General features: G+C 60.3%; 30 protein-coding genes. 17 read left to right on the top strand and 13 right to left on the bottom strand.

Annotated elements, in window-relative coordinates; all coding sequences use genetic code 11:
- Positions 1 to 8 precede the first annotated feature (8 nt).
- Positions 9 to 446, top strand: a complete 438-nt coding sequence (locus PYR65_RS14530) for a DUF1489 family protein (protein WP_060638362.1) — start codon at positions 9 to 11, stop codon at positions 444 to 446.
- 64 nt (positions 447 to 510) lie between these two features.
- Here PYR65_RS14530 and PYR65_RS14525 read toward each other — a convergent pair whose 3' ends face one another.
- The 4 genes from PYR65_RS14525 to PYR65_RS14510 form a co-directional block, all read right to left on the bottom strand.
- On the bottom strand, positions 511 to 777 hold the full coding sequence (locus PYR65_RS14525) for a hypothetical protein (protein WP_060638361.1): 267 nt from the start codon (positions 775 to 777) through the stop codon (positions 511 to 513).
- A gap of 88 nt (positions 778 to 865) precedes the next feature.
- On the bottom strand, positions 866 to 2,329 hold the full coding sequence (locus tag PYR65_RS14520; RefSeq protein ID WP_276118509.1) for a D-alanyl-D-alanine carboxypeptidase: 1,464 nt from the start codon (positions 2,327 to 2,329) through the stop codon (positions 866 to 868).
- 187 nt (positions 2,330 to 2,516) lie between these two features.
- A complete protein-coding gene (locus tag PYR65_RS14515; RefSeq protein WP_276118508.1) occupies positions 2,517 to 3,251 on the bottom strand; it encodes a hypothetical protein in 735 nt (244 codons plus the stop codon).
- A 329-nt stretch (positions 3,252 to 3,580) separates the two neighbouring features.
- Entirely contained in the window at positions 3,581 to 4,201 is a 621-nt protein-coding gene (locus PYR65_RS14510) for a transglutaminase-like cysteine peptidase (protein ID WP_407951239.1), read from the bottom strand.
- A 174-nt stretch (positions 4,202 to 4,375) separates the two neighbouring features.
- Here PYR65_RS14510 and PYR65_RS14505 point away from each other — a divergent pair, with 174 nt between their 5' ends.
- The 3 genes from PYR65_RS14505 to PYR65_RS14495 all read left to right on the top strand — a co-directional run bounded on the left by PYR65_RS14505 (position 4,376) and on the right by PYR65_RS14495 (position 5,652).
- On the top strand, positions 4,376 to 4,627 hold the full coding sequence (locus PYR65_RS14505; protein ID WP_276118507.1) for a hypothetical protein: 252 nt from the start codon (positions 4,376 to 4,378) through the stop codon (positions 4,625 to 4,627).
- A 176-nt stretch (positions 4,628 to 4,803) separates the two neighbouring features.
- On the top strand, positions 4,804 to 5,184 hold the full coding sequence (locus PYR65_RS14500) for an ester cyclase (protein WP_276118506.1): 381 nt from the start codon (positions 4,804 to 4,806) through the stop codon (positions 5,182 to 5,184).
- 87 nt (positions 5,185 to 5,271) lie between these two features.
- Positions 5,272 to 5,652 (top strand): DUF1801 domain-containing protein, encoded by a 381-nt coding sequence (locus PYR65_RS14495; RefSeq protein ID WP_276118505.1) that lies wholly within the window; start codon positions 5,272 to 5,274, stop codon positions 5,650 to 5,652.
- 29 nt (positions 5,653 to 5,681) lie between these two features.
- Here the strand turns inward: PYR65_RS14495 and PYR65_RS14490 are convergent, their stop codons facing one another.
- Both PYR65_RS14490 and PYR65_RS14485 read right to left on the bottom strand, forming a co-directional pair.
- Entirely contained in the window at positions 5,682 to 6,290 is a 609-nt protein-coding gene (locus PYR65_RS14490) for a PilZ domain-containing protein (RefSeq protein WP_060638357.1), read from the bottom strand.
- A 90-nt stretch (positions 6,291 to 6,380) separates the two neighbouring features.
- Positions 6,381 to 7,025 carry a PAS domain-containing protein gene (locus tag PYR65_RS14485; RefSeq protein WP_276118504.1) on the bottom strand — a complete coding sequence of 215 codons (645 nt, stop codon included), beginning with the start codon at positions 7,023 to 7,025 and terminating at the stop codon, positions 6,381 to 6,383.
- 428 nt (positions 7,026 to 7,453) lie between these two features.
- On the opposite strand from PYR65_RS14485, the gene PYR65_RS14480 reads away from it, so the two are divergent.
- Positions 7,454 to 8,206, top strand: coding sequence for a rhomboid family intramembrane serine protease (locus PYR65_RS14480; protein WP_276118503.1), 753 nt, complete (start codon positions 7,454 to 7,456; stop codon positions 8,204 to 8,206).
- Between the two features lie 234 nt (positions 8,207 to 8,440).
- Complete coding sequence (locus tag PYR65_RS14475) at positions 8,441 to 8,869, top strand: CBS domain-containing protein (protein WP_276118502.1); 429 nt, start codon at positions 8,441 to 8,443, stop codon at positions 8,867 to 8,869.
- Positions 8,870 to 8,939: 70 nt separating this feature from the next.
- Here PYR65_RS14475 and PYR65_RS14470 read toward each other — a convergent pair whose 3' ends face one another.
- The 3 genes from PYR65_RS14470 to folE form a co-directional block, all read right to left on the bottom strand.
- Positions 8,940 to 9,911: a patatin-like phospholipase family protein gene (locus PYR65_RS14470; RefSeq protein WP_276118501.1), complete on the bottom strand. Its 972-nt coding sequence runs from the start codon at positions 9,909 to 9,911 to the stop codon at positions 8,940 to 8,942.
- A gap of 212 nt (positions 9,912 to 10,123) precedes the next feature.
- A complete protein-coding gene (gene hisI, locus PYR65_RS14465; protein ID WP_060638352.1) occupies positions 10,124 to 10,576 on the bottom strand; it encodes a phosphoribosyl-AMP cyclohydrolase in 453 nt (150 codons plus the stop codon).
- Between the two features lie 24 nt (positions 10,577 to 10,600).
- Entirely contained in the window at positions 10,601 to 11,218 is a 618-nt protein-coding gene (folE, locus tag PYR65_RS14460) for a GTP cyclohydrolase I FolE (RefSeq protein ID WP_060638351.1), read from the bottom strand.
- Positions 11,219 to 11,561: 343 nt separating this feature from the next.
- Here folE and PYR65_RS14455 point away from each other — a divergent pair, with 343 nt between their 5' ends.
- From PYR65_RS14455 to PYR65_RS14435, 5 genes are all read left to right on the top strand, one after another.
- Positions 11,562 to 12,008 carry an iron-sulfur cluster assembly scaffold protein gene (locus PYR65_RS14455; RefSeq protein WP_276121064.1) on the top strand — a complete coding sequence of 149 codons (447 nt, stop codon included), beginning with the start codon at positions 11,562 to 11,564 and terminating at the stop codon, positions 12,006 to 12,008.
- Between the two features lies 1 nt (position 12,009).
- Positions 12,010 to 12,378, top strand: coding sequence for a membrane protein insertion efficiency factor YidD (gene yidD, locus PYR65_RS14450; protein WP_276118500.1), 369 nt, complete (start codon positions 12,010 to 12,012; stop codon positions 12,376 to 12,378).
- Positions 12,375 to 12,908 (top strand): DUF1697 domain-containing protein, encoded by a 534-nt coding sequence (locus tag PYR65_RS14445; protein ID WP_276118499.1) that lies wholly within the window; start codon positions 12,375 to 12,377, stop codon positions 12,906 to 12,908. Before yidD ends, PYR65_RS14445 begins: the two co-directional genes overlap by 4 nt.
- A gap of 118 nt (positions 12,909 to 13,026) precedes the next feature.
- Positions 13,027 to 15,015: a threonine--tRNA ligase gene (thrS, locus tag PYR65_RS14440; RefSeq protein WP_276118498.1), complete on the top strand. Its 1,989-nt coding sequence runs from the start codon at positions 13,027 to 13,029 to the stop codon at positions 15,013 to 15,015.
- Between the two features lie 207 nt (positions 15,016 to 15,222).
- A complete protein-coding gene (locus tag PYR65_RS14435) occupies positions 15,223 to 16,065 on the top strand; it encodes a lysophospholipid acyltransferase family protein (RefSeq protein WP_276118497.1) in 843 nt (280 codons plus the stop codon).
- Between the two features lie 15 nt (positions 16,066 to 16,080).
- Here PYR65_RS14435 and PYR65_RS14430 read toward each other — a convergent pair whose 3' ends face one another.
- Positions 16,081 to 17,088, bottom strand: a complete 1,008-nt coding sequence (locus PYR65_RS14430) for a hypothetical protein (RefSeq protein WP_060638346.1) — start codon at positions 17,086 to 17,088, stop codon at positions 16,081 to 16,083.
- A gap of 115 nt (positions 17,089 to 17,203) precedes the next feature.
- Here PYR65_RS14430 and PYR65_RS14425 point away from each other — a divergent pair, with 115 nt between their 5' ends.
- Together PYR65_RS14425 and PYR65_RS14420 are read left to right on the top strand one after the other, a co-directional pair.
- Entirely contained in the window at positions 17,204 to 17,788 is a 585-nt protein-coding gene (locus PYR65_RS14425; protein ID WP_276118496.1) for a nitroreductase family protein, read from the top strand.
- Positions 17,788 to 18,390 carry a flavin reductase family protein gene (locus PYR65_RS14420; RefSeq protein ID WP_276118495.1) on the top strand — a complete coding sequence of 201 codons (603 nt, stop codon included), beginning with the start codon at positions 17,788 to 17,790 and terminating at the stop codon, positions 18,388 to 18,390. Before PYR65_RS14425 ends, PYR65_RS14420 begins: the two co-directional genes overlap by 1 nt.
- Before the next feature lie 10 nt (positions 18,391 to 18,400).
- On the opposite strand, the gene PYR65_RS14415 is transcribed toward PYR65_RS14420, so the two are convergent.
- Positions 18,401 to 19,129: an aldolase/citrate lyase family protein gene (locus tag PYR65_RS14415; protein WP_276118494.1), complete on the bottom strand. Its 729-nt coding sequence runs from the start codon at positions 19,127 to 19,129 to the stop codon at positions 18,401 to 18,403.
- Between the two features lie 79 nt (positions 19,130 to 19,208).
- Between PYR65_RS14415 and PYR65_RS14410 the strand changes: the two genes are divergently transcribed.
- Together PYR65_RS14410 and PYR65_RS14405 are read left to right on the top strand one after the other, a co-directional pair.
- Entirely contained in the window at positions 19,209 to 20,348 is a 1,140-nt protein-coding gene (locus tag PYR65_RS14410) for a DUF2336 domain-containing protein (RefSeq protein ID WP_276118493.1), read from the top strand.
- A gap of 99 nt (positions 20,349 to 20,447) precedes the next feature.
- Complete coding sequence (locus PYR65_RS14405; RefSeq protein ID WP_276118492.1) at positions 20,448 to 21,476, top strand: SDR family oxidoreductase; 1,029 nt, start codon at positions 20,448 to 20,450, stop codon at positions 21,474 to 21,476.
- A 13-nt stretch (positions 21,477 to 21,489) separates the two neighbouring features.
- On the opposite strand, the gene PYR65_RS14400 is transcribed toward PYR65_RS14405, so the two are convergent.
- Positions 21,490 to 21,936, bottom strand: a complete 447-nt coding sequence (locus PYR65_RS14400) for a hypothetical protein (RefSeq protein WP_276118491.1) — start codon at positions 21,934 to 21,936, stop codon at positions 21,490 to 21,492.
- Between the two features lie 249 nt (positions 21,937 to 22,185).
- Between PYR65_RS14400 and PYR65_RS14395 the strand changes: the two genes are divergently transcribed.
- A complete protein-coding gene (locus PYR65_RS14395; RefSeq protein WP_276118490.1) occupies positions 22,186 to 22,644 on the top strand; it encodes a GNAT family N-acetyltransferase in 459 nt (152 codons plus the stop codon).
- 99 nt (positions 22,645 to 22,743) lie between these two features.
- On the opposite strand, the gene parE is transcribed toward PYR65_RS14395, so the two are convergent.
- On the bottom strand, positions 22,744 to 24,822 hold the full coding sequence (gene parE / locus PYR65_RS14390; protein ID WP_276118489.1) for a DNA topoisomerase IV subunit B: 2,079 nt from the start codon (positions 24,820 to 24,822) through the stop codon (positions 22,744 to 22,746).
- Positions 24,823 to 25,064: 242 nt separating this feature from the next.
- On the opposite strand from parE, the gene PYR65_RS14385 reads away from it, so the two are divergent.
- Positions 25,065 to 25,949: an alpha/beta hydrolase family protein gene (locus tag PYR65_RS14385; protein WP_276118488.1), complete on the top strand. Its 885-nt coding sequence runs from the start codon at positions 25,065 to 25,067 to the stop codon at positions 25,947 to 25,949.
- Positions 25,950 to 26,075: the final 126 nt, after the last annotated feature.

The following is a 26,075-nucleotide window of genomic DNA, read 5'->3' as shown; positions in this document are numbered from 1 at the left end:
CTCCGGCCATGGCCTTGCATCTCATCAAGCTCTGCGTTGGAGCAGAATCGATTGACGACCTTCGTGAATGGGTGTCGCGCAAAGCGCTGACGGCTGTTGCCGCCGGTCTGGAGCCGCATTCCTATCATACGACGCGGATGGTCCCCAAGCGCGTCGAGGAACTGCTGCAGGGCGGATCGCTCTACTGGGTGATCAAGGGGCAGGTGCAGGCCCGCCAGCGGCTGACCGGCATCGAAACCTTCACCGACGGCGAAGGCATCGGCCGCTGCAATCTGATTTTGGGCCCGGAAGTCATCGAGACCACCTATCAGCCGCGCCGCGCTTTTCAGGGCTGGCGCTATCTGCAGGACAATGAAGCCCCGCGCGACCTGTCGGCGCTTGGCGCTGGTACGGCGGAAATGCCGCTGGAACTGCGCCGCGAACTGGCCGAACTCGGCCTTCTCTAAACATGATTGTAACTACGAAAAAAGCCCGGCATGACCGGGCTTTTCTCATTGTCATATGTCGCTGTTAGCGGAGCCGCAGCCGGATCGGGTAGCGCCCGGAAGGCGAGGTCACATGCACATGGATCTGTGCATCCGGCTGTGTCGAGCGCCATGCACGGGCCCCATGCGTCAGAAGCAGCGTCACCAGATCCTTGGTCTTCGAGCGCGGGCGGCTGCCGAGTTCGGCGATCCGCATTGCCGCTTCATGCAAGGGGTGCAGGCCAGAACGCGGCGACTTGCGCTTCTTGTCCGGCGCGGGCGTCATGCCCGGTCCATTCTCATTCATTCCCATAACTGACCTCGTTACGCAAAACCAAATCCGAGGAGGATCACCGGCAAACGCAACACGCCGCTGATCGAAACTGTTGTCATGCCGTTTTTTACTGGGCGCTTGCCCAGCAGGCAAAGCCCTTGCTTTTCAGAGACTTGCAAGCGGAAAGAGCCTTGTTCTGGTCGGAGAAGCCGCCAAAGCGCGCCCGGTAGAGATGGCCGTCGCCGCTGGCAAAAGCGACCGTGAAGGGCGTTGCACCGCGCAGCGCCTTGCCGCCCTTGTCCTTGGCATTTGCAAGGAGTGCTGCTGCCTGGCCCTTGTCCGGCGTGGCACCGATCTGGATGACCCAGCCGGCTGGCGCCGTGTCGGCAATATCTGCGGCCTGCTTGGCAACGGAATTGGTGATCTGGTTGTCCACATCAGCAGCCGGGGCCGGTGCTGCCTTGGCAAGCTTCTGGCTCTGCGCTTCCAGCGTGTTCGGCTGGGCATTCTGGCGCAGCAGCGGATTGGCGCTGGCCTTGACCGGTGCCGCATAGGCAACTTCGATGCTCTTGGTGGTTTCGCCGCTATAGCGGAAATCCGGAACCGGGCCGTTGCTCGGCAGGTTGAAGCTGCCGCCTGTCGCAGCCACAATGGTTTCTGCCGGACGTTCTTCAGCCTGGACCATGGTCGGCGCATCGGCCGTCTCGGCCACGAGATTGCCACCGCCACGGCGCGAAGCCGATGGCATATATTTGGCAACGAGTGCACGCATCTGCGCATCGCGGGCACCACCGGACTTGCCGCCCATGACGACGCCGACGATGCTGCGGCCGTCGGCCTGGGCCGAGGTTACGAGGTTGAAGCCCGCAGCCCGGGTATAGCCGGTCTTGATGCCATCGACGCCGCGCACATTGCCGAGCAGACGGTTGTGATTGCCGATCGTCTGTTTGCCGAAACGGAAGCTGCGGGTGGAGAAATACGAATAATATTGCGGGAAATGCTGGCGAAGCGCCATGCCAAGCCGGGCCTGGTCGCGTGCCGTGGTCATCTGCGCATCGTTCGGCAAGCCGTTGGCGTTGCGGTAGGTGGTGCGGGTCATGCCGAGCGCGCGCGCCTTGTTGGTCATGATGCGGCCAAAGCGTTCTTCGGAGCCGCCGAGCAGTTCGCCAAGGGCGGTCGACGAATCATTGGCGGAGCGCGTGACCATGGACAGGATGGCCTGTTCCACGGTGATCGCATTGCCGGAACGTACGCCAAGCTTCGATGGCGGCTCGGCGGATGCATTCTTGGAGAAGGTGACGGGCGTGTCCTTCCTGATCTTGCCGGCTTCCAGCGCCTCGAAGGTCAGGTAGAGCGTCATCATCTTGGTCAGCGATGCCGGATAGCGCAAACTGTCGGCATTCTCGCTGTAAAGAACCTTGCCGGTCTTTGCATCGACGACGATGCCCGCATATTCTGCAGCGGAGGCGACGGAGACCGCAGTGAATGTGGCGGTCAGCGATATCAGCAGGACCCGGCATGCCTTCTTGAAAAATAGGACAGACGGAGCGGAGCCGTTGAATATGGTTTGGGGCACTTCACTACTCTTCATTCTATTTTCACAGATGTCGTCCGGGCGAGGCCTCCAGAAACGACTGTTCTCGAAACACTAGCGGGATAGCGTTACCAATCGGTTTATGATGAATGATTGGTTTCTGCTGTTGGACAGTTCTTTTGCATTTCGGTACAGGCGTCAAAACCGGATGGCGCCGCGAAACGGGTTCGCGGTGAGCGGCCGGTCAGGGGATCAGGCTCTTGTTCAGGAATGCCTCAACGGCGGTGTCGATGGCCTGCCATTGTGGCAGCAATTGGCTGGAAAACCGGTAAAGCACAACAAGATCACGGCCAATGTGGATATCGCGCTGGCAATCGGCGCTGGTGGAGAACGCAGGCGTTGCCGGCATCATGCAGCGCACCGCATACGGTGTGCCGCCATCCCGGTTCGCGGTGAAGAAGACTTCCTCGCCGTAACCCGAATTTTGTTTCATTTCATGCCGCACCAGTCCCGCCGGGCCGGGCAGGAGCTTGCCGCTGAAAAGATGCTGGTAGATCGGCTCGATCCGCCCCGACATGTCGCGCGACATCGTACTCTGCGAAATATCGAGGAAAAGCAGTGCGCCGGGCTGGCTGACATCGTTGAACAGCGCCCGCGTCTCGTCCGTATAGCCCTGCATTCCCGGCCAGGTGAGGTAGAGATCGACCCGTTCGGCGCGCCCGGTTTCGCGTTGCTGCTCGAAGCGGATGACATTGGCGGAAAACCGCAGATGATCCTGGCCGATGAGGATATCGGTGGGTTCCGTGCTGGTCGTGTGCCCCGCCAGCGCCAGGTTTTCTCCGTACCAGCGGCCGGCAAGGCTGATCGTTGCCGTCAAGGCTGCCATGCTCACGGCCACAACCGTCAACATGCAGATGAAACGCGAGGAGATCAGCGGAGCGTGATCGTCAGGACCGGCGGTTGCTGCATGGACTGTCATCGATGGTTCGCGGTCTTCGTGTCGTTGACGGAGTGTATCGCTAAAGGCGTTGCCTGTGCCGGGATGGAACAGGCGCTGGTTCACGGATTTTCAAGCTTGAGACGTGAAGACAAGCTCGCCCAACATGGTTAATTTTCGGTGAATATTGCCAGAATCACGTTCGGTTGCTGCCGGCAACCGCTGAATCGCGCGCAATAGAAAAAGGCCGGTTCCGGGGACAGCGGAACCGGCCTGCAGGGCCTTGGTCTGGGACGGGGACTGACCGAAGCCCTTTCATACGGCAGCCGGGCATCCTGAGCCGGGTTGCGTATGTCTGGTCTTGGCTCGCCCTATTGGCTGACGCTGCCGACAGCCACGGTACGGCCGTCCTGAAGCTTTACCCAACGGCCGGAATGCTGTTCCGACTGACGCTTGAGATAGGTATATTCGGTATCCGACCAGAGCAGGACCTTGTTGCGCATATTGTCGAGAACGAAATCGCCGCGATCGGTGCGCACGGTCAAAACGGCATGACCTTCGCCGCTCGGCTGCAGCACGACGGTGATCAGAAGGTCGGATGGCGAAAAGCCGGCCTGCATCAGGCGCTTGCGCTTCAAGAGCACATAGTCTTCGCAATCGCCGACTTTGTCGGGATAGGCCCAGTGCTCTTCGACGCCGTAGATTTCCTTGTCGGTCATCGGCGTCACGGATTCGTTGACGTCGTAATTGACCTCGAGAATTGTCTTCCAGCCGTCGCGGGTCAGCGTCAACGGGGCGCCACTGCCCGGGTTGGCGCGGCATTCCTGCGGCAGGCTGCGGCAGAATTCATAGTGGCCAACCGGCGGGTTGGTGCTGCCGCCGGTGATCATGTTCGCGGGCAGGGCAAACGCCGACTGTACCGCCGCTGCGGAAACAAACGCGCCGATCAGGCCAGCTTTCAGAAATGTCTTCAGGACAGTTTTCATTGTCATGCTTGTCTCCCCGTTCTGGAGTGACAATGACACCGAGTTTTTTATTGCTCGCGAAAATCGGAAGTAAAATAAAGTACAAAACAAATTGAAATAAGTAGAAAACTCAAACTAAACTTGAATAAAGTTTGAGTTGTTATTGATGCAAATTTATCTAAAATTTGAGCCTTTCCCGCCATGGAACAGCCGCCGTTAACCCTTGCAAAACCATCCATCCCGCCGGAAATGCAGCATATTCTGTTGCGAAAGCGGTGCTCTGGCGGATGTTTTCCAGACGCGGCCGGGAGAGCCGGGCTGCTGGAAAAGAAGAGTGTCTTTGCTGGTTTAGACTTGATTTACCAAAGCAGTGACCGTTTCCCGCCGCAATGTGCTGGAAATCCCGAAAAAATTATTTTTATTCTGGCACGGAAAATCATGGCGGGATCGTGATTTTGCCAAAACAATGCGGCTGTACGCAATCACCTGTACCATATTGGGGCGCCGCCCGGCGCGCCGACAAGGAGCAAATGGGGGACAGTCTTGCTTGCTGCATGAGCCGGCTTATGTCCTCATTATCCCGGCAGACCGGAATTGAGGATGCCCGCAATAGCAGGAGACAAAATGCGATGAGTGAACTCTCGGATATCTACACGGGCTACATTGCCTGTCTCAACAGCCAGGATTGGCCGAACCTCGGGCACTATGTCGGTGAGGATGCCTGCCATAACGGCCGCCGCATTGGCCTTGCCGGGTATCGCAGCATGCTTGAGGGCAATTATCGCGATATTCCCGACCTTAAGTTCAATATCGAGATCTTGGTCGCCGATCCGCCCTTTGTCGCAAGCCGGCTGCTGTTTGACTGCACGCCGCTGGCAATGTTCATGGATCTGCCCATCAACGGCCGGCGGATCACCTTCACCGAAAATGTGTTCTACGAGTTTCGAGACGGCAAGATTGCCAATGTCTGGTCCGTAATCGACAAAAGCGCGATTGAAGCGCAGCTCTGATCGCAAGCGTTGCGGGCCTCAATGCTGCGGCATAGACTGCGGCAAGCTTTGGTCTGCACGGTAAATCCAAGTGGAGGCATGAAATCCATGACGCCATCCGAAAATATCGACGCGCTGATTGCCGGTCTCACCGATTGGCGCGGCGCAACGCTTGCCAGCCTGCGCAAGACGATCCTCGCTGCCGATCCGGATATTGCCGAAGAGTGGAAGTGGATGGGAAGCCCGGTCTGGTGCTGCGAGGGCAACATGATTGTCGGCAATGCCCACAAGGAAAAGGTGAAGCTGACCTTCTCGCATGGCGCAAGCCTAGCCGATCCCGAAAAGCTCTTCAACAACGGCTTTGGCGGCAAGGTGTGGCGGTCGATCGATGTTTTCGAGGGCGACACGATCGATGCACGCGCACTGAAAGAGCTGGTCGCTTCGGCGGTCGCATATAACCGGGGCAAGAAGACGAAAAAACAGGCCTGAAACTTCGGCCGGACAATTCTGCTGCGGCGCTACAGAAACTCGCGCAACGCCTCGCGCGACTGAATTCCGAGAAATTCGATCGCCACGCCCTCCTGGAAATGACGCACCACACGGCCTTTCATGCTGCCAAGCAGGATGGCGGTCCCGAGCGGCAGGCGGGTCTCCATATCGACGGCAGCTCCCGACAGGGAGAGGTCGATGATCCGGCAGACATATTTGCTGCCGTCGTCGAGCGTGATTTCCGTGCGGGTCTTGCGTGGGGCAAGACGGTCGTGGCGCCGGTCTTCCGGCAGGCCCAGCTCGTGCTTGTTGGCAATCCAGGTCAGCTGGGCGGCAAGCTTTTCGCGCTTGCGGTCGGTGGCATTGATCTGGATGACGAAGGCATTGTCGGCAAGCCGCGACACCGTGCCCTCGAGGCGGCCGACATGATCGACATAGGCGATGATGCGTTCGCCGGTCCGCGGCCGGGCCTCGGAGGTGAAGAGCACGTCGCCGGGTGACATATCGATGGCGGTGCATTCGAATTCGTCGTGATTGGCAAGCATCAGGCGGCCCGTCAGATTCACCGAAACGCGCTGAAAAGCGCCTTCGTTGTGAGGCTTTGTTCCGGCCGTCTGTGATTGTTGAAACGAATACATGATCACACTTGTGCGATGTCCACCCAGCCCACAGCTTTACCCTGTTCCAGTTAATAGAAGGTTTTTTTGCTCCTTTGCATTTGAGGTGTATTAATCATTGCGGCCACCCTCGAAGACGCGCAGGTGCAGAACCCGGCGGATGGCGCCAGCAATCCCCTGATCGCCCATTGTGGAATGGCCCGCGTGCTGGCGGGGTGCGGGCAGGGGCTTTTCGGGTCTCGACTGCATGAACAGGTTGGTTTTTTCGATGTCGAGAACGCGAATGCCGTCGAGATCGAGATAATTGACCGGCGTCGCCTCCAGCCAGAGCGGTCTCGAATGCGGCACCAGCGCTCCGATGATCCGGTCCACCACGCCATCGGGGGAGCGCAGCGGCAGGAGGATGATTTCGGTCGGCAACCGGTCGGCGGTGCCGGCAAGCGACGATGCCGACAGCACGACCGGCGTCTTTTCCGTCATTACATTGTCGGCGATGCGGGCGAGGCGGCCGGTTTGGCTGGCAAGCCAGAGTGCGTCGAATGTCGAGCCGCGCAGCTCGCGCGCGAACAGTGAACAGATGCGCGTGCCGGCGAGCCGGAAACGGATATCACCGCGCGGCGTTTTTTCCAGGATGAACAGGTCTGACAGGATGTTGCGAATCTGGCCGGGCTCAATCTGGCTGCGCGACGGCACATCTCGATGGCCGCGCAACGCGTCCCAATAGGCATAGATCTCGATAGCGGTCTTGCTGCGCATGCTCTCATTCCATTCGAAACATATCTGTGCCGGTCTGGCACATCTGGCGGGAAAAACATGGCCCGCAGGGATATCAGTGCGATTTCCGTGCCAGCGCGATATTAAGGTTAATGTTTGGTTTCGATTGAAAGCGTCCGGCTCCGGTGGCATGGAAGCGCATCACTTCACGAAGGGTTTGCCTTCGGCACACTGACTTGCGGGCCTCAAGGTTTTTGGGGGGCTCAACGGCCGTTCAGTTCCTGACTGGACGGCCTTTTTTTCGCCTGCAAACGGTCATGCCCATTACAAATCCTTTTGATTTGATCGGCTCCGCCAGCCGTGCGAACAAGTGCCGCGCATCTCACCGCTTTTGACGCAGCCATGAATCGTATAGAGCGGGGCGTTAAGAGGCCGGTGACGATATGCCGGCGAAAGGAATTGTGAGCAGGATGACCGACCAAACCGACGGTGCGACGCCGCCGCAGGCCAATGAAGCAGATGCTGCAACGCGGGTCAGCGAACCGGCGTTCAACCTGCCGGCAGGTCTTGTCGCCATGCTGGCGCTTCTGGTCGTCATCCATGCCGTACGCACCTATCTTCTGTCCGCGCCCCTCGACAGCGAGGTGATCTTGAACTTCGCCTTCTGGCCGGCGCGTTATGATCATCCGCTCGCCGATCAGACGCTCGCCTGGCTCTGGAGCCCCTTGACCTATTCCTTGCTGCACGGCTCGTGGGAACACCTGATTTTCAACGGGTTCTGGATGGTGGCCTTCGGCGCGCCGGTGATACGCCGAATCGGCCTCATACGGTTCATGCTGTTCTGGTGCCTGTCGGCGGTTGCCGCTGTCGCCCTGCATGTGGCGTTCCATTGGGGCGAGACGATCTTCGTCGTCGGTGCCTCCGGCGTGGTTGCCGGTTTGATGGGGGCTGCAGCCCGCTTCGTCTTTTCCCCAAGCGGCCGCATCAGCCGCCAGTTTGCGCATCTCAACCGCCGCCTGACCGTCGGCGAGGCGCTGTCGAACCGCTCGGTCGTGGTGTTCACCGGCATCTGGTTCCTCACCAATTTCCTGATCGGCCTTGGCGTCTTTGCCTTTGGCGGAGCGGGCGGCATCGCCTGGGAAGCGCATATTGGCGGCTTCCTGTTCGGCTTTCTGCTGTTTGGCCTTTTCGACCCCCCGCAAGTGAGCACGGCGCGCGGCTGATCGCCTTTCAAAGATCGGCGATCTCACCGAGAACGCTTGATTTTCCACAGTCTGTGGCGCACCATTCGCGTCCAGCATGAAACCGTGAGGAGAGCGGTTTGGTGCCAATGGGCAGATAAAGCGGCAGGAATGATGTCTGTCTTGCGAATTGGTCCTAAACCGCAGCGCGAGAAGCGCGTGGCGGTTCGCCAATATCCCGGTCAGATTCAAGGTCGCTGAAACGGGAGGGTTTGAATGTCTGTTAAAGCCATACTGAATGAAAAAGGCCGTCAGGTCGTGACGGTCGATCCGCAGGCGAAAGTGCGCCAGGCGGTGGCCTTGCTGAGTGAAAATCGCATCGGTGCCGTCATCATCGTCAAGCCCGGCGACGAGATCGCCGGTATCTTGACGGAGCGCGACGTGGTGGCCGCCATGGCCAAATTCGGGGCCGACTGTCTGGATAAGACCGTATCGGACGTCATGTGGTCGAAAGTGTATAGCTGCACCGAGGAGATGAGCATCGACGGCATCATGGAAATCATGAACAATATGCGCGCCCGCCATCTTCCCGTCGAAACCAACGGACGCCTGGTGGGCATCGTCTCGATCGGTGACGCGGTTCGCCATCATATCCGGGCGATCGAGCATGAGGCCGAACAGATCAAGGCCTATATCGCCGGCTGAGGCATCCACGGAACATGACAATGCCGCGCACCCGAACCGGGCCGCGCGGCATCATTGTTTGCAGCGATCTCTATCGCAGCATCACATCCTGAAGGCGCTGCAGCTCGCTGAGCTTCGACTTGGTCTCGTAATAGCCGCGATCGATCGCTTCTCCGGCCCGGTGAAATTCCGACAGGCCGATATCGTTGAGCTTGGGATGCAGCGCCAGATCCGGCGGATCGCCGGCAAGCCGCGCCCGCGAAATGCGATCCTGGATGATGTTGAAGGCCTGCACCATCACACTGGTCATGCCCAGCCGCCCGGCCTGGCCTTCCGGTTGTTTCGCCACAGCGGGCTGTTCGACGGCACGGCTTCCCGCATTGTGCTTGATCACGGCGGAGCGGCCATAAAGGTCATAGTTAAGGTTGACGGCAACGACCAGCTGCTGCTCGTGGGCGCGGCAGACCGAGACCGGCACCGGATTGACCAGCGCGCCATCCATCAGCGTGCGGTTGTTGCATTTGACCGGTTCGAAGATGCCCGGCAGGGCGTAGGAGGCGCGGATGGCGGTGATCAGCGATCCCTGGCCGATCCAGACCTCATGGCCGGAATTGACCTCGGTTGCGACGGCCACAAATGTGCGGTCGAGATCTTCGATCGCCATGTCCTGCAGATGTTCCTGCATGCGCTTGGTCAGGCGCAGGCCGCCAAACAGCCCGCCGCCACCGATGGCGAAATCCAGCAATCCGGCGATGCGGCGCATGGTGAGCGAGCGGGCGAATGTTTCGAGTTCGTCGAGCTTTCCAGCCAGATAGCAGCCTCCGACCAGCGCGCCGATCGAGGTTCCGGCGATCATCCCGACTTCGATGCCTTCTTCATCCAGCGCTTTCAACACGCCGATATGCGCCCAGCCGCGCGCGGCACCGCCGCCAAGTGCCAGCGCGATCTTGGATTTCGGCGGCTTGATCTGTTCGGGTGGGGAAGACACCAGGGCGTGGGAAGGGCCGCCGGGTGCGGAAGCGTCTGCGGTGATACCGCTGCGATTGAATGTCCAGTTCAACATCCGGCACCTCCATGCCGCAGAACACACTGTTACAGGCCGTCACGTCTCGCATTACTGCTTTGCAAGTGCATGCCGTACATACTCAATCTACAGGAGGGCGTTGCGGCCGGGTGTTCCCTGCGGAACGCATCCTCGTTGTCAAGATTACGCTCCCAGTCTGGTTGCGAAATCGTGAATCCAGTCAAGAAGCTGAGCCAAAAAGCGTCAGATGATTAATTTTTGCCGTAGACATCGCCCGGATGGAAATGAATTTCGGTATCAATGATGTTAAGTGACGTGACGCCGTCCTTGACGCCAACGGACCGGTAAAAACACGAGCGCCGGCCGGTGTGGCAGGTTGCGTCATGGCCGGCGACACGGACTTTCAGCCATAAAGCATCCTGATCGCAGTCGGTGCGAATTTCTTCGACTGTCTGCAGGTTACCGGAGGTCTCGCCCTTTTTCCAGAGGCTCTTTCGCGAACGGCTGTAATAGTGGGCGATACCGGTCTCGATCGTCAGCGCCAAGGCCTGCGCGTTCATATGCGCCACCATCAGCAGCGTGCCGTCGCCGGCATCGGTGACGACGGCGGTGATCAGTCCATTGCTGTCGAAACGGGGCGTGAAAGCGGAACCGGATTCCAGTTCCGCCTTGTCGGTGGACGGGCGGTCAAATTCAAGGGTCATCGGAAGGGCTCCGGTTGACGGAGCTTACTTGAAGCCCCGCAGCATGGTCATGAAGCGGGCCTGTTCGGCGGGCTCGTTCTTGAAGATACCGGTAAAGGTGGTGGTCAATGTCGTCGAGCCCTGCTTCTGGACGCCACGCATCGCCATGCACATATGTTCGGCTTCGATCATTACGGCCACGCCGCGCGGCTGCAGCGTATCGTCGATCGCCTTGGCAATCTGCGCCGTCATGGTTTCCTGCGTCTGCAGACGTCGGCCGAAGATATCGACAACGCGCGCGATCTTCGACAGGCCAAGTACCTTGCCATCGGGCAGATAGGCGACATGCGCCTTGCCGATGATCGGAACCATGTGATGTTCGCAATGCGAGAAGAACGGGATATCCTTGACGAGCACGATGTCGTCATAGCCGCCAACTTCCTCGAAGGTGCGGCCCAGAACGTCTTCGGCAGCCAGGTCATAGCCGGAAAAAAGTTCCTTATAGGCCTTGGCGACGCGGGCAGGGGTATCGAGAAGCCCTTCGCGGGCCGGATCGTCGCCTGCCCAGCGCAGGAGAACGCGAACGGCGTCCTCGGCTTCCTTCTGGCTCGGCCGTCCATCGGTGGCGGTCACGGCAGGAAAATTCTTGACTATGGCGTCCATAATGGCCTCTTGGCGTAACAAGCGTTACGTGACGTTTATCTTTTCGGACAACTCGCCATTGGCCATTGACCTGACGATTGCAGGCCTGGTTTCCGTCGGCGGGCTCCGGGGCTTTTTGATTTGCAGAGGTTAAGGGCTCTGGATCATCCGGCACGGTTTCCCAAACAACAGGCGACTGTTCGCTCTTGCGAACCTGTCGCCCCCACACGACATAGCATATAATATGCCGGGACACATGTGAAAGAGGCGCAGATGGAGACACTGTGTTTTTTTCTGAGATACGATAGAAAATCATGCGCCGTTTGCCTGAAAACGCGCAAAAACAAGCGGATCGCGCCGAATGATGGACGAAATCTATAATAGCAGGATTTTGGAATTTGCCGGCAATATCCCCGAAACTGGTAGGCTTGCCGACCCGGACGCCGAGGCCAGCGCCCATTCCAAGCTGTGTGGTTCGAAGGTGAGGATCACCCTGAAAATGGACGGCGATACCGTCACCGGCTTCGCTCATGAGGTAAAGGCCTGTGCGCTTGGACAAGCCTCGTCCTCGATCATGGCCCGCCATGTCGTCGGCGCCACATCTGCGGAAATCCGCCAGGCGCGCGAAGACATGCTGGCCATGCTGAAGGCGGACGGGGAGGGGCCATCGGGCCGTTTCGAAGACATGCGCTTCCTTAAACCGGTTCGGGATTACAAGGCACGCCACGCCTCGACCATGCTGACCTTCGATGCCGTCGTCGATGCGGTCGGCCAGGTCGAAGCCAAACGCCCGGTCAAGGCTGCCGGCTGACATGTGCGGCGAACCGGGATGCGGGCACCATGAGGCGGACGGCGCCAGACGGCCCTATCGAGGCCGCAACTATGCGGGTCCGTTTCGCAAGACGCCGGGACGCCTGTTCGGCATGGCCTTCATCCGGCTCTACCAGCTGACGCTGTCCGGCTTCATCGGCAATTCCTGCCGCCATATCCCTACCTGTTCCGAATATGGCTACGAGGCGATTGCCCGCCACGGCTTCTGGCCCGGCGGCTGGATGGTGCTGTTCCGCTTCCTGCGCTGCGGCCCCGGCGGCACGAGCGGGCTCGACCCGGTGCCGGAGAAACTGCCACCATCGAAACATTGGTATATGCCTTGGCGGTATTGGCGCCCGGCGTCGCAATGACTGTTTATGTCGCTTTGCTCCACAGCATCGTCCTTGCACCCGGTCGCCGCGTGGTGATGTCGGAGCTTCGGGCGATGGCCGAAGGTCTCGGCTTTCGCGATGCGCGCACGCTGGTATCGACCGGAAACCTGGTCTTCGAGGCACAAAGCGAACCGGTCGGGGTGATCGAGGCGCAGCTGGAAGAGGGGTTTCGCGCACGTTACGGAAAACATGTCGATATCATTGTGCGCGATGCACCGGGTTGGCTGGCACTTGCGGCGGGCAACCCTTTTCCCCCGGTAAACGATGCCGAAGCGAAAAATATCGTCGTCCGGGTGATGCGCTCGCCACTCTCCAGCGATATGCCAGCCAATATTGAGCGCGGCGGCGGCGAACAAGTCGCAGTTGTTAATGGCGATCTCTGGATCCGTTTCCCTGGCCCGCCGAGCGAGTCAAAACTGCTCTCGGCATTGACCACCAAACGCCTTGGCCCCGGCACATTTCGCAATTGGAATACGGTGCGTGGCCTGACGGATATGATCGAAGCCTGATCAAGGCTGTTCTTTACTCCGTCACGAAAACGCTCTATCACCCGCGCGTCAATTTGCCGGCCGCGCCGGTTATCAACACCACCCGCATTCGTTGGCGGGACTGGACAAGGAAGAACACATGTCTGACGCTGTTTCCCTTACATTTCCCGATGGTTCTGTCCGCGGTTTTGCCGCTGGCACAACGGGTCGTGAGGTCGCCGAATCGATTTCCAAGTCGCTTGCAAAGAAGGCCATCGCGATTGCGCTGGATGGCGAGTTGCGCGACCTGTCGGATCCCGTCGTCACCGGCACGCTCGAGATCGTCACCCGCGAAGATGCCCGCGCTCTGGAGCTGATCCGCCACGACACGGCTCACGTGATGGCCGAAGCCGTGCAGGAATTGTGGCCGGGCACGCAGGTCACCATCGGCCCGGTGATAGAGAACGGTTTCTATTACGACTTTGCCAAGAATGAACCGTTTACGCCTGACGATCTGCCGAAGATCGAAAAGCGGATGAAGGAAATCATCCAGCGCAACAAGCCTTTTACCAAGGAAATCTGGCCGCGCGACAAGGCGCGTCAGGTCTTTGCCGACAAGGGCGAGAATTATAAGGTCGAGCTGGTCGATGCGATCTCTGCGGATCAGGACCTGAAGATCTACTATCAGGGCGACTGGTTCGATCTCTGCCGTGGGCCGCACATGGCCTCCACCGGCCAGATCGGCAATGCCTTCAAACTGATGCGGGTGGCCGGTGCCTATTGGCGCGGTGATTCAAACAACCCGATGCTGACGCGCATCTACGGCACGGCCTGGCGCACCCAGGAAGAGCTCGACCAGTATCTGCATATTCTGGCCGAAGCCGAAAAGCGCGACCACCGCCGGCTGGGCCGGGAGATGGACCTGTTCCATTTCCAGGAAGAAGGCCCGGGCGTTGTCTTCTGGCATGGCAAAGGCTGGCGCATCTTCCAGACGCTGGTCGCCTATATGCGCCGCCGTCTGGCCGGCACCTATCAGGAGGTCAATGCACCGCAGGTGCTCGACAAGTCATTGTGGGAAACCTCCGGCCACTGGGGCTGGTACCGCGACAACATGTTCAAGGTGACTGTCGCCGGTGACGAAACCGACGACGAGCGCGTCTTTGCGCTCAAACCGATGAACTGCCCCGGCCATATCCAGATTTTCAAGCATGGCCTGAAATCCTATCGCGAACTGCCGATCCGGCTTGCCGAATTCGGCAATGTTCATCGCTACGAGCCTTCGGGCGCGCTGCATGGCCTGATGCGCGTGCGCGGCTTCACGCAGGATGACGCGCATGTGTTCTGCACCGACGAGCAGATGGCGGCCGAATGCTTGCGCATCAACGATCTCATCCTGTCGGTCTATCAGGACTTCGGTTTCCAGGAAGTCGTGGTCAAGCTCTCGACCCGTCCGGAAAAACGCGTCGGCGACGATGCGCTCTGGGATCGTGCCGAAAGCGTCATGATGGACGTCTTGAAGACGATCGAGGCGCAGTCGGAAGGCCGCATCAAGACCGGTATCCTGCCGGGCGAGGGCGCTTTTTACGGTCCGAAGTTCGAATATACGCTGAAGGACGCGATCGGCCGTGAATGGCAGTGCGGCACGACGCAGGTCGATTTCAACCTGCCGGAACGCTTCGGTGCCTTCTATATCGACAGCAATTCGGAAAAGACCCAGCCGGTGATGATCCACCGCGCCATCTGCGGCTCGATGGAGCGCTTCCTCGGTATCCTCATCGAGAACTTCGCCGGCCATATGCCGCTGTGGATTTCGCCGCTGCAGGTGGTCGTCGCCACCATCACCTCGGAAGCCGATGATTACGGCCGTGAAGTTGCGGAACTGCTGCGCGATGCCGGTCTCGAGGTCGAGACCGACTTCCGCAACGAGAAGATCAACTACAAGGTTCGCGAGCATTCGGTGACCAAGGTGCCTGTCATCATCGTCTGCGGCATGCGCGAGGCGGAAGAGCGTACGGTCAATATCCGCAGGCTCGGCTCGCAGGCGCAGACGCCGATGACGCTAGATGAGGCCATCGCCTCTCTGGTCCTGGAAGCAACACCGCCGGACGTGAAGCGCAAGGCCGAGCGCCGCAGCAAGGCCAAGGCCTGATCAGGGCTGAAAGTCTGTATGATCTCATCGGGAAGGTGCGGCAGGGCCGCACCTTCAGTCTCCTGTCAGAAAACTGTAACATTCGCAGACTATCCGGTTTATGCGTGATGGGTGGAATAAGAGCCGCCGCTGAACGCAGTCCGGCAAAACCGAAATACCTGTGCTGCGTCCCTTCCGGACGCACCTTTTCTTGGAACGGGGAACAACGTGCAGTTCAAAGAGCTGTCTTATGCCAACGAGAACGATCGACGGCTGAAACGTTGGTTTATCCGCTCCATGGAGGGGCTTGCCGGGCGCAATCGCTACGCCAAGCTCTACAATCAATGGCGCCATAATATTGTCGGCAAGAGCGACCGGATTTTCGGCGAAATGCTGGATCTCATTAATGTGCGCGTCCGCGTCCAGGGCGAATGGCCGCCGCGCCATCTGCCTGATACGCCCGTGGTCATCGTCGCCAACCATCCCTTCGGCATCGGCGATGGCATTGCGGTCCTGTCGCTTGCCGAACAGTTGGGCCGTCCCTTCAGGGTTTTGATCAACAACGAGCTGTTGAAAGTGCCGGAAATGGCGCCCTATTCGCTGCCGATCTCGTTTGAAGAAACCAAGGAGGCGTTAGCGATCAACATGCAGACGCGCCACGAGGCCGTGCGGCTGTTGAAAGAGGGCGTCACGCTGATCGTCTTTCCGGCCGGTGGGGTCGCAACCGCGAGAAAGGGATTTGGCCGGGCCGAAGACCTGCCGTGGAAAATGTTTCCGGCCAAGCTGATCCAGGCGGCCAAGGCCAGCGTTATCCCGATCTATTTCGAAGGCCAGAACGGCCGGTTGTTTCACCTGGCCAGCAAGGTTTCGCTGACCCTGCGCATTTCACTGTTGATCCGCGAGTTCCGCAGGTTATCGGGTACGACCATCTCGTCGCGCATCGGCCAGTTGATTGCCTGGGAGGAACTGAGCGCCATTGCCGACCGCAAGGATATCCTGACGCGCATCTATGACGGCGTGTTCTGCATGGCGCCGCCGCGCAAGCCGTTTCTGAAGAGAGCTGCGTCTTAGACTCAGCTGATCGGCTCAGTCCTGCGCGTCCGATGCGCCGGATGCGGGCTGCGCCGATTTGTCGTTCAGCAGCACCTCGACATCGGTATTGACGCCGGCCTTGACGGTAAAGTCGCGCTGGAAAATCTTCTCGTTGTTGCGCGCCACCGCCGAATAGCCGCCCTCGGCCAGAACCAGTGTCGGAAACGCGCCGACGCTTTCGCTGACCACGTCGCCCGATGAGGTGAGGATCGACCAGGCGGTATCGGCGATCGCTTCGCCGCCGGGCTCGGAGACGAGCTTCAGCGTCAGTTTGGCGGCGCGGTGCTGGATCGTCGCCTCCGTCAGCTTGCCGGCCTCCACCTGGATATCGGCGCGAATGACGGCATTGACCGAGCCATAGTTGGACACGACATGATAGGTGCCGGTATTCAAACGCACGACGGTGTTCGGCTTGACGTCGGCGACCACGAGCGCGCGTTCGCCGTCTTCCTTCGCATCGGCCGAAAAGATCGAGAAACTCAGCTCGCCCGGCGGAATACGCACGTCGCTGCCCGATACTGCATTCAGCATGACGCCGCCGGCATCAAGAACCAGCACCTGCTTTTCCATCGGGCCGGCATCCGCCACCCTGATCTTGCGGGTCGCGCCAGCACGCCCGAAGGCGACATTGACGAAATATTCACCCGGAATGAGCTGAAACGCCGCCGAGCCGCCTTCCGAGGTCGCCACCAGCGGCAGCTTGCCATCGGAGCCGGGAATGGGGCTGAAAACCCGCCAGGTCAGGCCCTGTTCGACAGACTTGCCCTTCTCGGTCAGATGCGCCTCGAGCGCGATATCCTTTGCGGTCGGCCCTTGCGTTGCGGCATCCGGGATCATCGGGTTGAAGCTGTTGAGCTTCGGCATCTTCTTGGCTGGCGCGGAGATTGCCGGAAACGCCTTGAAGGGGTCGGCAAGCTCCTGCGCCTGCGGCGCACCGGTGGCTGCTGTCGCAAGAACGAGCGCTATGGAGACAGTGCGAACGGGACCGGCCTTGATGCGCATGGGGTGGTTGACATCCTGAGTGTGTGGCTCCACTTGAAACGCCGATATGGCATTTTCGTGGCTGCCTTCGGGGGAGCGGCGGCGTGCGGTGGCAAACTACTGGAAATGGACGGCGATGAAAACTGAAATCAGTCTGCGTGATTATCTGGCAACCCGCCGGTCTATTCCGGCCTTTCAGATGGGCGGACCGGGACCGGGCACGGCTGAAATCGAGGAGATGCTGAAACTGGCCTCGCGCGTGCCCGATCACGGCAAGTTGGCGCCCTGGCGTTTCATCGTCTATCGCGGCGAGGAGCGGGTGCGGCTGAGCACCGAGCTGGCGAAAATGGCGCTCGCCGCCAAGCCCGATCTGTCAGACGAGATGATCAAGGTGGAAAATACCCGCCTGACCCGCGCGCCGGTGGTCATTGCCGTGGTCAGCAAGGCGGCTCCGCATTTTAAGGTGCCCGAATGGGAACAGGTCATGTCGGCGGGCGCCGTCTGCCTCAATCTGCTGATGGCAGCCAATGCGCTCGGCTTTTGCTCGAACTGGCTGACCGAATGGTATGCGTTCGATGAAAAGGCCTATCCGCTGCTGGGCGTTCAGCCGGGCGAAAGGGTCGCCGGCTTCATTCACATCGGCACGCCGCAGGTTCCGCCAACCGAGCGCCCGCGTCCGGAGCTTGCAGACATCGTCACCTGGGTTGGCGAGGACGGCTGATGTTTTACGCGGCCGCACAAAACGCGCATGGCCTGGCCCATGATCCATTCAAGGCCATCGTCTCGCCGCGCCCGATCGGCTGGATCGGATCGCGGGCGGAAGCTGGCAGTCTCAATCTGGCGCCCTATTCCTTCTTCAACGCCATCAGCGATACGCCGAAGATGGTGATGTTCTCGTCGTCCGGCCGCAAGGACTCGCTGCGCAATATCGAGGAAACCCGCGAATTCACCGCCAATTTCGTCAGCTTCGATATTCGCGACGCCATGAACCTCACCTCGGCCCCGGTGCCCCATGGCGAAAGCGAATTTGCGCTCGCCGGATTGACGCCCGTCGAAGGAGAATTCGTGCGCGCGCCCTTCGTTGCCGAGGCCTATGCGGCGCTGGAATGCAAGGTGACGGACATATTCCAGCCGAAGACGCTTGATGGAACCCTGTCCGAAAACCACGTGGTCATCGGCCAGGTCGTAGGCATCCATATCCGCGACGAGGCTGTTCGTGACGGCCGTTTCGATATGGCCAAGGTACGGCCGGTCGGGCGTATGGGATATATGGATTATTGCGACGCCGGGGATGTCTTCGAATTGTTGCGGCCGAGACGCTAGGGCAGGTGCCTTACGCTCCGGCAAGCGCTTCAAGCTGCGCGGCGTTGCGCGCGACGACCCCGGAAAAACCATCGGCAAGCGCAATCTCGCGCATCGTCTGCGGATCATCCGCCTGCTCTTCAAGCAATTCGTAACAGGCAATGCCCGCCTGCGCCGCCTTGATGACGGCCGTTGCCCGCGCAAGAAGCAGCGGTGCACCGGCCCGTGATGCCGCCCCATTGTATGCTTGGCTTGCCGTAGCCCGTGTCATGCCTTGCCCATCGAAAATGATCGCTTTCAGCCGCTGCGAGACGTCCTTGAAGGACGTTGCCGAGAGAATGAACGCGGTATCCTCGCCAAGCTCGGCTACCAGTGCCACCGCGCCTGCCTCTATCCCGTGGCTGGCCTCGGCGACCCGCAGCATGACGTCGAATTTCTGGATATCGGCGGCCCCGTTGCAGCCGGAAAGCACAAAACCCTGCGGCCGCAGCGCCACCAGCCGCTCGATTGCAGCTTGTCCCGCCTCGTCATCCGGCCTGCCGACGCGAAACAGCGTTGCGCCCGCTTGCGGCTGCCTCTGCGCAAGGATCGCCTGCGCTGCGTCCGATGCAGCCTGCGCTGCGCCTAGTCGTCCCGTAAGCCAATCCTTCCGGATATCGATGATCACCGTCGCCGCCGCGCAGGCATCGATCATCGGCGACAGCACATCCGGTGCCGCGCAGAGGATCGGCAGCGTCATTTCAAAGCGGTTAACGGACATGGTGAACCAATCTTAAACCTTTGATCGCTAACGTAGGAAGCACCGTGATTGTGGCTGGTTGGTGTGTAGTGAGGCGTCGGTGATCATTCAAGCATTTCTTCGTTGGGTCGAGACCGCAAAAACCGGCGATCGGGTCCGGGCAGCCCAGGCGTTGGGCCGCGCTTACGTTGCGGCGGACATGAATACGCTTGACGAGCATGCCGCCGAAATGGCGATGACCTTTCTGCTGGACGATCCCTCGCCAAAAGTCCGCCTGGCGCTGGCCGAAGCCGTTGCAGATTGCGGCCGCATTCCCCGTTCGATCATCCTGTCTCTGGCCGAAGACCAGCCCGAAACAGCCTATGCCGTCATTTCCCGCTCTCCCGTGCTCAACGATATGGACCTTGTCGATCTCGCTGCCAAGGGAACGCCGGAAACCCGTGCGGTGATTGCCGCCCGCCAGGCCATGTCGCGGCCGGTTGCTGCGGCGATCGCCGAAATCGGCGGCGAAGAGGAAGTCCTGATCCTGCTCGAAAACAACCAGGCGAGCTTCTCCTGCCGGACGTTGAAGCGCCTGAGCGACCGTCTCGGCCATCTCTGGTCGGTTCGCAACCGGCTGCTCGACCGTGACGATCTGCCAGCCGATGCGCGCCACGCGCTGGTGGAGAAGGTTGGAGCGGCATTGTCCGGCTTTGGTCTCGTGCAGGCTGCGATCGGCGAACGCCGGGTCGAGCGGATCACCCGCGAAGCCTGCGATAAAGCCGCCGTTGGCATGGCTGGCGCTGCCGGTCCCGATCAGATCCCCAATCTCGTCGAGCATCTCCGGGTCACGGGACGTCTGACCCCGGCCTTTCTGCTCAACGCCCTGTGTTCCGGCAAGGTCGATTTCTTCGCAAGTGCTATCGTCAACCTGACCGCCGTGTCCAACAAGCGGGTGCGCTCGATCCTGTCGGATGGCCGCATACACGCTATTCGCGCTCTGTTCGAAAGCGCCGGCCTTGGCCGCGATGTCAGCGCGCTGTTTGCCGAGGCGGTGCTGATCTGGCGCAAGGAAAACCGGGCTGGTTCGCCGGCGGTGACGGCAACGATCTCGGCGGCCCTGTTGGCGAAATTGCGCGGCAGAAGCCATATTTCGGAGGCATCCGGCAGCCTTGCCGATCTCATCGAAAAGCTGACCATCGCCGAGCAGCGCCAGACGGCGCGCGACTATGCGCAATTGGCGGCGCGGCAAGCGGCCTGAACACCACGCGCGCTCCATCCCCAACCTTTCCGAACGCTGTGCCTTTGACACGGTTGATGAAACGCACCATGTAACCTGTGGCAGCGGCGGATAAGGGGTATGGCGATGAATAATGATAGGGCAGGACTGGTCGCCGTGACCGGCATAGGCGGCTTTCTCGGCCGTCATGTCGCCGCGCAACTGTTGAAGGCGGGCTACGAGGTGCGCGGAACCCTGCGGTCGATGAAAAAGGCCGATGCCATTGAGGCAGCGATCCGCTCGGCCGATGGTGCGGCTCAAGGCAAGCTCTCCTTCGTCACCGCCGATCTCACCGCCGATGCCGGATGGGACGCCGCCTTCACGGGCGCCGCTTACGTCGTCCATACCGCATCTCCCTTTCCATCGCATGTGCCGAAGAACGAGGATGACCTGATCCGTCCAGCCCGAGAGGGAACATTGCGGGTGCTGCGGGCGGCAAAGGCAGCCAGCGTTCGCCGCGTGGTTTTGACATCGTCGATCGCCGCCATCAGCTACGGGCCGGGCAGGGCGCCCTTTTCGGAAAAGGATTGGACCGATCCGGATGGCCCTCTGGCGACGCCCTATTACAAGTCGAAGACGCTGGCCGAGCGCGCCGCCTGGGATTTTGCCCTCGAAAACAGCCTTGAGCTTGCCGTCGTCAACCCCGGAATGATCCTCGGGCCCATCCTGGGCACGGAAACCGGCACGTCGGTGGGCCTCGTGCAGAACCTGATGAAGGGCCGCTACCCCGCCATGCCGGACTTCCGCGTGCCTGTTGTTGACGTTCGCGATGCGGCAGAAGCGCATGTGCTGGCCTTGACCGTCCCGCAGGCTGCCGGCGAGCGGTTCATCATTGCCGGCGAGGCATTGTCGATCGAGGATATCGTTACGGTGCTGAAGCGGGATTTTCCGGCCTATGGCAAGAAACTGCCAAGGTTCGTGCTGCCGAACTGGCTTGCCGGACTTGCAGCGTATTTCGATCCCGGTCTGAAACTGATCGCCGGCGAGCTCGGCCGCGACGCGCGCATATCGAACGAAAAGGCCAAACGCGTGCTCGGATGGAAACCCCGGCCGGAGGCTGAGGCCGTGCGCGCCAGCGCCGAAAGCCTGATCGCAGCCGGGCTGGTATAGGCCAGTCCTTCACCTACCGGCTAAATTTGCGCGCCACCCAGGAATAGCCGTCCTCGATATAATGGACGGGTTTCGTCACGGCGTTGCGCAGCGTCGATCCATCGGGAAGGGCGCCCGTCACCATGGCCAGCGTCCGGCGCGGCAGGCTTGGCCTTTGCTGCTCGGCTCCGGGCGGCGTGGGCACCGGATGGGCGGTGACCGTGTGTGCCTGATCGAGCGCCGACGGTGTGGCCGTGCCAGGGGCCGGGTCCTTGGCCGTGGCCATCGTGTCGCCTGATGTTTCGCAGACGGCGACGATGACCGGATAGTTGGCGTTGGAGAATTTCGGCAATTGCTTCTGCGATTCCGCATCGCATGTCGCAATCGTCTGCCAGGTGCCGCTGACCGTCGAAACGTAGTGGCATTGGCTGACACTGTCGTCGCAGCCGAGAATTGTCATGACGATCAAGGCAGGAACCATCGCGAATATGTCTCCAAAAACGGGGGAGGTACCGCTCCTTGCATGAAGCGATTCTCGGTCCGCAGATCTTAAAAGCCCGTTTGCTCCGGAAGTAAGGCGAAGCCGGAAAAGTTGGAAACAATTTGTTTCCACGCGCCTTGGCGGCGCGATGGCAGGAAGGGGCGAAATTTGGCGTCTGTCGTTTTCTCAAGCCTGCTCTTAGTGTCAACTGGCAAGGGTATGACTCGACCTGTGAAGGAACAACGCCAAGTGACTCCAACCATTGAAAAAGAATCGCCACGCCAGCCGGGCGTTCTCGACCTGCTCCACCAATCCGACGTTTACGCGCAGTCACTCTATCCGCCCGAAAGCAATCACCTGGTCGATGTCTCGACGCTGGAAAAGCCCTCAGTCTCCTTCTTCGTCGCCCGTCATGAGGGCGATATTGTCGGCTGTTGCGCGCTGGTGGATGCCGGCGATGGCAGCGCCGAGATCAAGCGCATGTTCGTCGATCCAAAGGCCCGTGGCCTGAAGATCGGCCGCAAACTGCTGGAGCATCTGGAACGTCATGGCCGTGAAACCGGGCTGTCGGCGATCCGGCTCGAAACCGGCATCTATCAGCCGGAAGCCATCGGCCTCTATAAGTCGGCAGGCTATGTTGAGACCGGCCCGTTCGGTTCCTACCAGCTGGATCCGCTGAGCATTTTCATGGAAAAGACAATCGTTTGACGCGCATTTGAGAGCGTGAAAACCGTTTCCGCTCCATGGCTTGGAGCGGAAACATGACTCAATTCGACAGCGTGTTGAATCGTTTCGCGAGCGCTTTGATCAGATGTCCAGATTATCCGCAAACACCGCGCGTTCCTGAATGAAGCGAAAGCGGGCGTCGGCCTTGGTGCCCATCAGGTTATCGACGGCTTCGCGCGTGCCTTCGAAATCCACCTCGTCGATGGCGACCTTCAGCAGCGTGCGCTTGGAAGGATCCATCGTGGTTTCCTTCAACTGCGCCGGCATCATTTCGCCCAGACCCTTGAAGCGGCCGATTTCGATCTTGCCGCGGCCGTTGAATTCCGTCTCGACCAGTTCCACCCGGTGCGCGTCGTCGCGGGCATAAAGCGTCTTTGCCCCTTGGGTAATGCGGTAAAGCGGCGGAACGGCGAGATAGAGATGGCCGCCCCGGACGAGTTCGGGCATTTCCTGATAGAAGAAGGTGATCAGCAGCGAGGCGATATGGGCGCCGTCGACATCGGCATCGGTCATGACGATGACGCGCTCGTAGCGCAGGTCTTCCTCGCGGTATTTGCTGCGCGTGCCGCAGCCGAGCGCCTGCACGAGATCGCTGATCTGCTGGTTGGCGCCGAGTTTTTCGCGGCCGGCGCTGGCGACGTTGAGGATCTTGCCGCGCAGCGGCAGGATCGCCTGGTTGGAGCGGTTGCGCGCCTGCTTGGCCGAACCTCCAGCCGAATCGCCTTCGACGATGAACAGTTCGGCGCCTTCTGCCGAATTCTGCGAGCAGTCGGCAAGCTTGCCCGGCAGGCGCAGCTTGCGCACCGCCGATTTGCGGGTGACCTCTTTTTCCTTGCGGCGGCGCACTCGTTCGTCGGCGCGCTCGATCACCCATTCGAGAAGCTTGTGGGCTTCCTGCGGATTGTCGGCCAGAAAGTGGTCGAACGGGTCGCGCAGGGCGTTCTCGACGATACGCTGCGCTTCGACGGTCGCCAGCTTGTCCTTGGTCTGGCCGACGAATTCCGGTTCGCGGATGAAGACAGACAGCATGCCGGCCGCCGAAATCATCACGTCTTCGGTGGTGACGATCGCCGCGCGCTTGTTCTGCGTCAGCTCGGCATAGGCCTTCAGGCCCTTGGTGAGCGCGATGCGGAAGCCCGCCTCATGCGTGCCGCCTTCGGGCGTGGGAATGGTGTTGCAATAGGAGTGCACGATGCTGTCGCCACCGTACCAGGTGACCGCCCATTCGAGCGCACCGTGGCCGCCGGTCTTTTCCGTCTTGCCGGCAAAGATTTCGCGGGTGACGGTGAATTCCTTGCCCATGGTCGCCTGAAGATAATCCTTCAGGCCGCCGGGGAAGTGGAACACAGCCTTTTCCGGCGTTTCCGTGCCCTCGATCAGCGCCGGATCGCAGGACCAGCGGATTTCGACGCCGCCGAACAGATAGGCCTTGGAGCGCGCCATGCGGAAAAGCCGGGCCGGGTCGAATTTGGCATGCGATCCGAAGATTTCCGGATCGGGATGAAATTTGACCTTGGTGCCGCGCCGGTTCTGGACGTCGCCCAGCTCCTCCAGCCCGCCCTGCGGAATGCCGCGTGAGAAGCGCTGGCGGTAGAGCTTGCGGTTGCGGGCGACCTCGACTTCGAGAATGTCGGAGAGCGCGTTGACGACCGAGACGCCGACGCCGTGCAGACCGCCTGAGGTCTCGTAGACCTTGCTGTCAAACTTGCCGCCCGCATGCAGAATGGTCATGATCACTTCGAGCGTCGATTTGCCCGGAAATTTCGGATGGTTCTCGACCGGGATGCCGCGGCCGTTATCGGTGACGGACAGGCAGCCTTCGGCATCGAGATGCACGTCGATGAAATTGGCATGGCCCGCCACCGCCTCGTCCATCGAGTTGTCGATGACTTCGGCAAACAGATGGTGCAGCGCCTTTTCGTCGGTGCCGCCAATATACATGCCCGGACGCCGGCGCACCGGCTCCAGCCCCTCGAGCACTTCGATGGCGGATGCGTTATAATCGCCGGTATCGGCCTTCAGCGCCGTCGAAGCGCCACCGCGCTGCTCTGCAACGGGAGCTGCTGCAGGTTTGGCGGCAACCGGCTTCGGCACGACGGGATCCGTCGCGGGCTTGGGCACCAGGGGCAATGCTGAAAAGAGATCGTTGCTGTCGGTCATAGTCTGTTTTGATGTCTTTCCGTGGTGGCGGCTTCAGGCCTGGGAAGGGCTGCGGACTGAGCCGTCATGAATGTCTGCACGAATCGCCGGAATTCTGCCAAATTCCTGGCGCGAAAGCGACCTTGCCAGCCCTGTGGCGCGGGCCGCAAGCGCTCCATCGCCGATCACGCCTTCAATAGCCGCAACTGTTGCTTTGCGGAAGCTCCGATGGCAAGGCTTGGATCAAAAGAGGAACATTCCGGATGCACCTGTCCACAGCTCATTTGATCCATCGCGTCTTTTTCACCTGCATAGCCGCCATCGCGCTTGCGGTCCCGGCTAGGGCAGCACCGCTGAAACCCTATAAGGACGCGCTGTTTTCCTATGGCACCGTGCTTGAAACAGCCGATGGTGGCGATTACCGCGTCGTCGATTATCAGGAAATGCGCGATATCAATGGCCGCGACCAGGATCCGGAACGGCGGGCAAAGCGCGCCTACGTCTCGCTTAGTGTCAAGAGCGCACAGGCGAACGAGACGCTGGCCGTCGGATCAAGGCCGCTCGATGTCACGCGCGCCGGTTCTGCCAGCGGCGCCGCATTCACCGTCATCTTCATCCACGGCCGGGGCGGAGACCGGCGGCTCGGTGCCAATGACTGGTCGTTCGGTGGCAATTTCAACCGCCTGAAGAACCTCGCCGTCGATAATGGCGGTGTCTATTACGCCCCGAGCGTCCGCTCTTTCGACGATGCCGGCGTGGCCGATATTGCCGGGCTGATTGCCTATGCGCGCCAGCAATCGCCGGGCCGCCCGGTGGTCCTTGCCTGCGCCTCGATGGGCAGCTTCATCTGCTGGGGCATCACGCGCGACAGGCAGGCGGTTGCATCCCTGAAAGGCATGATGATCATGGGCGGTCCGGCGGATCCCGCCTTTATGAAGAGTGCGGCTTACAAGAGAAAACTGCCGGTCTTCTTCAGCCATGGCAGTGCCGACAGCGTCTATCCGTCAGCCGATCAGATCGCGCTTTACCGGTCGTTGAAAGCGGCGAAATATCCGAGCCGCATGGTTCTGTTTCAAACCGGCTCGCATGGAACGCCGGTGCGCATGACGGACTGGCGCGATGCGCTAAACTGGATCGGGCTGGATTGAGGATGGGAAATATATCCGGGATTCATTAACCAACGCAGCAATTTGAAACGCTGCCTCAAGCGCTGTTTGCTATTTGGAAAGCTGATCGTGGGACTGTTCCGGGCATATATTCTCGGGGTTTGATCT

It is taken from the genome of Pararhizobium qamdonense (genome assembly GCF_029277445.1).
GTDB classification, from domain to species: domain Bacteria; phylum Pseudomonadota; class Alphaproteobacteria; order Rhizobiales; family Rhizobiaceae; genus Pararhizobium; species Pararhizobium qamdonense.
This window is presented reverse-complemented; position numbering and strand designations above follow the sequence as displayed.